This is a genomic window from Gelidibacter algens, assembly GCF_001678675.1.
Taxonomy (GTDB): domain Bacteria; phylum Bacteroidota; class Bacteroidia; order Flavobacteriales; family Flavobacteriaceae; genus Gelidibacter; species Gelidibacter algens.
The window spans coordinates 21,966-27,965 of sequence record NZ_LZRN01000048.1 but is presented as its reverse complement, the minus strand read 5'-3'; the positions used below and the strand labels follow the sequence as shown (position 1 = coordinate 27,965).

At 35.8% G+C, this 6,000-nt stretch carries 7 protein-coding genes; 2 read left to right on the top strand and 5 right to left on the bottom strand.

From position 1 onward, the window contains the following. Positions 1-86: 86 nt before the first annotated feature. Complete coding sequence (gene ftsH, locus A9996_RS16710; protein ID WP_066437822.1) at positions 87-2,057, bottom strand: ATP-dependent zinc metalloprotease FtsH; 1,971 nt, start codon at positions 2,055-2,057, stop codon at positions 87-89. A gap of 11 nt (positions 2,058-2,068) precedes the next feature. After that, a complete protein-coding gene (gene rsfS, locus A9996_RS16705; protein WP_066437820.1) occupies positions 2,069-2,440 on the bottom strand; it encodes a ribosome silencing factor in 372 nt (123 codons plus the stop codon). A gap of 94 nt (positions 2,441-2,534) precedes the next feature. On the opposite strand from rsfS, the gene A9996_RS16700 reads away from it, so the two are divergent. Then, positions 2,535-3,266, top strand: a complete 732-nt coding sequence (locus tag A9996_RS16700) for a biotin--[acetyl-CoA-carboxylase] ligase (RefSeq protein ID WP_066437816.1) — start codon at positions 2,535-2,537, stop codon at positions 3,264-3,266. On the opposite strand, the gene A9996_RS16695 is transcribed toward A9996_RS16700, so the two are convergent. Both A9996_RS16695 and pyrE read right to left on the bottom strand, forming a co-directional pair. Further along, positions 3,263-3,658, bottom strand: a complete 396-nt coding sequence (locus tag A9996_RS16695; protein ID WP_066437831.1) for an SRPBCC family protein — start codon at positions 3,656-3,658, stop codon at positions 3,263-3,265. The genes A9996_RS16700 and A9996_RS16695 overlap by 4 nt on opposite strands. A gap of 111 nt (positions 3,659-3,769) precedes the next feature. Beyond that, the gene (gene pyrE, locus A9996_RS16690; protein ID WP_066437813.1) at positions 3,770-4,411 is read right to left on the bottom strand and encodes an orotate phosphoribosyltransferase; all 642 of its coding nucleotides are present in this window, start codon (positions 4,409-4,411) and stop codon (positions 3,770-3,772) included. A 125-nt stretch (positions 4,412-4,536) separates the two neighbouring features. Between pyrE and A9996_RS16685 the strand changes: the two genes are divergently transcribed. Beyond that, complete coding sequence (locus A9996_RS16685; RefSeq protein WP_066437828.1) at positions 4,537-5,118, top strand: NUDIX hydrolase; 582 nt, start codon at positions 4,537-4,539, stop codon at positions 5,116-5,118. Positions 5,119-5,150: 32 nt separating this feature from the next. Here A9996_RS16685 and A9996_RS16680 read toward each other — a convergent pair whose 3' ends face one another. Further along, positions 5,151-5,849, bottom strand: coding sequence for a TetR/AcrR family transcriptional regulator (locus A9996_RS16680; RefSeq protein ID WP_066437811.1), 699 nt, complete (start codon positions 5,847-5,849; stop codon positions 5,151-5,153). Positions 5,850-6,000 lie beyond the last annotated feature (151 nt).

Sequence of the window (6,000 nt, the reverse complement as noted above, 5' to 3'; positions counted from 1 at the left end):
TATATATNTTTTTTATATGAATTTGAAAATGAATTTAATCTAGTGGCACATCTTTCTTGTCGTCCTCAACCGGCACTTCAACACCATCAAGTTAAGGGGGCTGTTTGTTTTTGGTTGTTGGCGCGTTCTAATACATCTTTATCGTAGAGGCGTTTTCCAAAAATGCGTTCTAAGTTATCTTTAAAAATGACTTCTTTTTCTAATAACTCTTCAGCTAATTCAGTCAATTTATCTTTATTCTTTTCCAATATTTTGATAGCGCGTGCATATTGCTCTTCAATAATATGAGAAATTTCCTTATCAATCAATTCTGCGGTTTGCTCACTGTATGGTTTTGTAAATCCGTATTCTGACTGTCCTGAAGAATCATAATAGGTCAAATTTCCTACCTTTTCACTCAGTCCATAAATAGTGACCATGGCACGTGCTTGCTTTGTAACTTTTTCCAAATCACTCAAAGCACCTGTTGATATTTTATCAAAGATTACCTTTTCAGCAGCACGTCCACCAAGAGCAGCACACATTTCGTCAAGCATTTGCTCTGTTCTAACAATAAGGCGTTCTTCTGGCAAATACCAAGCAGCACCTAAAGACCGTCCTCTTGGCACTATAGTAACTTTAACCAATGGCGCTGCATGTTCCAGCATCCAGCTGATGGTTGCGTGTCCAGCTTCGTGAAACGCGACAGCGCGTTTTTCATCTACAGTAATAATCTTGTTTTTCTTTTCAAGTCCGCCTATAATCCTATCCACAGCATCCAAGAAGTCTTGTTTACCTACTGCTTTTTTACCTTTACGGGCGGCAATTAAAGCCGCTTCATTACAAACGTTGGCAATATCTGCTCCAGAGAAACCTGGAGTCTGTCTTGCAAGAAAATCGATGTCTAAATCTTCAGCTTTTTTAATTGGTCTTAAATGCACTTCAAAAATCTCTTTACGCTCTACAATATCCGGAAGATCCACAAATATCTGTCTGTCAAAACGACCAGCGCGCATGAGGGCTTTATCTAAAATATCCGCTCTATTGGTAGCTGCAATAACGATGACGTTGGTATTGGTCCCAAAACCGTCCATTTCAGTCAATAATTGGTTCAGGGTGTTTTCACGTTCGTCATTTGAACCTGACATAGCGTTTTTGCCTCTGGCACGCCCTATGGCGTCAATTTCATCAATAAAAATAATGGATGGCGATTTTTCTTTTGCTTGTTTAAACAAATCTCTAACTCTCGAAGCCCCAACACCTACAAACATTTCAACGAAATCTGATCCAGATAAAGAGAAGAAAGGTACTTTGGCTTCTCCTGCTACAGCTTTAGCAAGTAATGTCTTACCAGTTCCTGGAGGTCCAACCAACAAAGCTCCCTTAGGAATTTTACCACCTAATGACGTATATTTTTCTGGGGTTTTCAAGAAGTCTACAATTTCCTGCACTTCTTCTTTAGCACCTTCCAATCCAGCAACATCTTTAAAAGAAGTTTTTACATCAGTATTTTCGTCAAACAATTTTGCTTTAGATTTACCAATATTGAAAATTTGTCCGCCAGCTCCACCGCCAGCTCCACCAGACATGCGTCTCATAATAAAAATCCAAACACCAATAATGAGTACAAATGGCAAGAGACCCAATAGGAAATCTCCCCAAACATTTTGCTCTGTTTCAAATGTAACCTTTGTATTGGTTAGATTGTTTTCGCTTATGGTGCTTCTGATCTGCTCTTGGAAAAGTGCCAGATCACCAAATTCAAACTTATAGTTTGGACTAGGGGTTACAGAAGGCATAATACTAGTTGGCTTGGTGCCTTGATGGGTTGAAGTGGTTAAAGCTTCTTCAGTTAAATAAACTTTGGCCTCTCTATTATTGACGATGACAACTTTGGCAACATCGCCATTTTTTAAATAGTCAAAAAACTGAGAGGGCGTTGTGGTTTTAGCATCCTGTCCACCAAAACCGCCCGAGAATATCTGTACCGCAAAAAAAGCAGCGATCACCAAACCATAAATCCAATAGGGACTCAACTTTTGGTTTTTTGTTTTAAGTTTTTTATTTTCTTTTGACATCAATTCTTTTTTTAGTAACTGGTTTCTATAACGGTTGTTTTAGCGTCTCCCCAAAGGCCTTCAATATCATAGTATTGTCTAATATGTTTTTGAAATACGTGCACTACCACGTTGACATAGTCCATCAATACCCACTCGGCATTTTCACTTCCTTCTACATGCCAAGGGTGGTCTTTAAGTGTTTTGCTGACTTTCTTTTGAACGGAATTAACAATGGCGTTGACTTGTGTATTTGAGTTTCCTTCACAAATAATGAAATAATCACAAACCGTATTTTCAATTTCCCGCAGATCGAGAATTTTTATATCTTTTCCTTTGACGTCTTCAATACCAGCTAGAATTGTGGTTATCAGTGCATCTGAGTTATTATTTTCTTTCGCCATTAATTTGAATTAAATTTGTGCAAAGTTATTATATTTTTAGTTCTTTTAAGCCTTAAAATTTCATAAGATAATTATAATTTATCAAAGCTTGCACATGCGTATTATCAAACTTAATGCCATTGATTCTACCAATACTTACTTAAAAAAGATGGGTGTTGCTGGGGTTGCCGATGATGGTCTCACCGTCGTAGCTAAATTTCAAACCAACGGAAGAGGTCAAATGGGTACGACATGGAACTCTCAGGAAGCTAAGAATCTCACCTTTAGTGTATTCAAAGATGTTTCTTTTGTTGACGTGGCCCAACATTTCTATATCAGTATGGCCGTCTCCTTGGCAGTATATGAAGGTTTGAATAGCTTAAGTGTGAAAAAAATAAAGGTGAAATGGCCTAACGACATTTTGTCAGACAATAAAAAAATTGCTGGAATCTTGATTGAAAATGTCATTAAACACAATGTCATTACTGCATCAGTAATTGGAATTGGATTGAATGTTAACCAGACTGATTTTTCAGATTTACCGTCGGCGTCATCCTTGCTGTTGCTTTCGGGAAAAGTATATGACCTGGATGAGGTTTTGAGTAGCATCTTAAAACAAATTGAAATTTATTTTGATTATTTGAAAAACAGGCAATTCAAATTGTTGAAATCAACTTATGAATCCCACCTATTTAGAAAAAACAAACCCTCAACATTTAAAAATGCTGAAGGCTCAGTGTTTTCTGGATATATCACCGGTATTTCAGATGTAGGCCAACTCATGGTCAAAGTGGAGGACAATTTCATTAAAAGTTTTGACTTCAAAGAAGTATCCCTAATGTATTAAATTGCTTTTGGCATATTGCTTACCAAGGTTTCAATGAATTTTGAGATCGGACCTTTGATCATCATGGCCATCATTGGGTTGAAATCACCTTCAAATGTTAGTTTAACAGCACTTTGATTAGTTCCTGATTCCTGAATATCGCCCGTTAGGGAGAAATCCAATTTTCCACCGGCAGCACCGAGTACAATTTTATGGGGCGCGACTGTTTCTGTCTTTTTTAAGATGATTTCAGGCATTCCTTTTAGGGCGAACAAAAACTTATCATCACCTAAAACCTCAAATTTACTAATGTTTTCAGGCATTAACCGTTCAAAATTTTTAACATCTGATAAAAAATCAAAAACTTCCTGTGGGTTTTTTTCAACGGTGACTTTGGGTGACTCTAAATTCATAATTGTTTGTTGTTTTGTTGTTTGTTCCACCTTTGCTATCGCTACGGATGGATATATGTTAAGTTGGGTTACTTTTAAATTAACAACCTACAACTTAGAATTTTATATCAATTAAGCATTCCACGCACTTGGGTTCGCATTCCAATCGGCTAAAACTTCCTGTTCCTTAGTGGTGATGTATTTGGTGTCTAAAGCTTGCTCTAAAAGGCATTCATAATTGCTCAAAGTGTGTAAGGTTACGTCTGCTTCCTTAAAATTCTTGATAGCCACTTCAAATCCGTAAGAAAAAATTGCGATCATTCCTTTAACATTGACACCAGCTTCTTTAAGAGCCTTAACGGCATTGAGACTGCTTTTCCCTGTACTGATCAAATCTTCAACCACCACAACATTCTGTCCTCTTTCTAGATGTCCTTCAATTTGATTTTGGCGTCCGTGACCTTTTGCTTCTGGTCTGACATAAACAAATGGCAACCCTAAATATTCGGCCACCAAAATACCAATACCAATCGCCCCTGTTGCTACACCTGCAATGACATCTGGTTTGCCATAATGTTTTTCAATATGTTTTGCCATGGTTTCCCGCACGTAATTGCGAATTGGCGGATAGGACAGGACAATTCTATTGTCACAATAAATTGGAGATTTCCAGCCGGAAGCCCATGTAAACGGTTGATTTGGCTGTAATTTAATCGCGTGAATCTGCAATAGCAGTTCAGCGGTTTTTTTAGCGGTTTGTTTATTGAAAATCATGACACGAAATTACAAAATTTTATAGATTTTGAATTCAAAAAATTACTGAAAAATAATTTTCAAAAAGAACACTGTCAATCAAAATATTATATTTTTACAAATTCAACATTTTCATGATAGAATACATGTACAAAGTTTTTGTTAATGACAAGCCTATTATTTTGACTACTAAAGTCAAAAAAGAAAAACACTTTAAAAATTATTTGTTGAGTACGGTAAATATTGGGAAAGTGATAAAGGAACTCAATACTACCAATTTAGAAAGCGTCCATCTCATTGGAAAAAATGAAGATAAGCTTTTAAAATCATTTCTAAAAAAATTACCTAATGTGGTTGCTGGGGGCGGCAAAGTTTTTAATGATAAAGGAGAGGTGCTTTTTATTTACAGAAACGATAAATGGGATTTGCCAAAGGGTAAAATAGAAGGTAAGGAGAACATTGAAGAAACTGCTGTACGCGAGGTTGAAGAAGAAACAAAGGTCAATGGTTTAAAAATTGTTGCGCCTTTAGAAACAACCTATCATATTTTTAAGCGCAATGGAAGGCACCAGTTAAAGATTACCTATTGGTTTGAGATGACCTCTGCTTATAAAGGTGAACTAGAGCCGCAACAAGATGAAGGTATTACCGAAGTAAAATGGCTCAATCCAAAACAGATTAAGGAGGCTATGCAAAACTCTTATGCGAATATTCGGATTTTAGTGTAGATGAGTAGAGATCTTTAAAGTAGTTAGGAGTTTTAATCTACTTGTATGAAAATCTCATATGACAATAATTTAAATGAAAAGTAGTTTAACATGTTTTCTACTTCACAATGTTTGTTTTTCTCTTCTTTTATATCCGTGAGCCTAGGCAAATGTTTGGCAAAGTAGAGGTGGTCATTGGACATTTCAAATAAGCTACTGGCTAAAGCGTAAGGATATTTAAACTTGGGATTGATAGCCAAAATGACGTCGGCAACCGTTGTTATCAGTTGTTTGTAATTTTTGAAAAAGCCTTTTCCATTCTCCTTATCTACATCTTTAGTCCTATAGGCTTTAGTTCCCTCTGCAATAATGATGCTATGTAATTTGTTTTCGTCAATATATTCCGTGCTCGGATTGTCTACAGATGCTGAAACAAAAGAGTGGATGATTATTTCAAGTTTCTTTTTGGGATCCTCAATATTCATTGTATTTATTTTAATAAGATAGGATACCCACCCCCAATACCAAGACACTAAATAAAGAAGTAAGGCATGCTTGTTTTCAAAATAACGATACACTGAGGCCTCTGTAGAACCCATTTCCTGTGCCAATTTTTTGAAATTGAAAGTTTCAAAACCAACGTTGTCAATGAGTACGATGCTATGTTTTAAGATGTTTCTTCCCAATACTGAATCTTGAGGATCTTTTAAATAGATGCCGTCATTCAATGCTATTTTAATTTCTACTGACATATTTGAGTCTTAAAAACGCAAAGCTAAACAATTAAAGCTAAAAGTCAGATATTGTAAAATAATATTTTTACTTTTTTAAATGATAGTATTACTATTATTTGAAAAGTATTTATATATTTGTGATGAGTATTGAAAATAATTAATTAAATAA

Bases quoted from the DNA above. Each gene is read 5' to 3' on its own strand.
- rsfS (WP_066437820.1), bottom strand. From the start codon at position 2,440: ATGGCGAAAGAAAATAATAACTCAGATGCACTGATAACCACAATTCTA.
- pyrE (WP_066437813.1), bottom strand. From the start codon at position 4,411: ATGATTTTCAATAAACAAACCGCTAAAAAAACCGCTGAACTGCTATTG.
- A9996_RS16695 (WP_066437831.1), bottom strand. From the start codon at position 3,658: ATGAATTTAGAGTCACCCAAAGTCACCGTTGAAAAAAACCCACAGGAA.
- A9996_RS16680 (WP_066437811.1), bottom strand. From the start codon at position 5,849: ATGTCAGTAGAAATTAAAATAGCATTGAATGACGGCATCTATTTAAAA.
- A9996_RS16700 (WP_066437816.1), top strand. From the start codon at position 2,535: ATGCGTATTATCAAACTTAATGCCATTGATTCTACCAATACTTACTTA.
- ftsH (WP_066437822.1), bottom strand. From the start codon at position 2,057: ATGTCAAAAGAAAATAAAAAACTTAAAACAAAAAACCAAAAGTTGAGT.
- A9996_RS16685 (WP_066437828.1), top strand. From the start codon at position 4,537: ATGTACAAAGTTTTTGTTAATGACAAGCCTATTATTTTGACTACTAAA.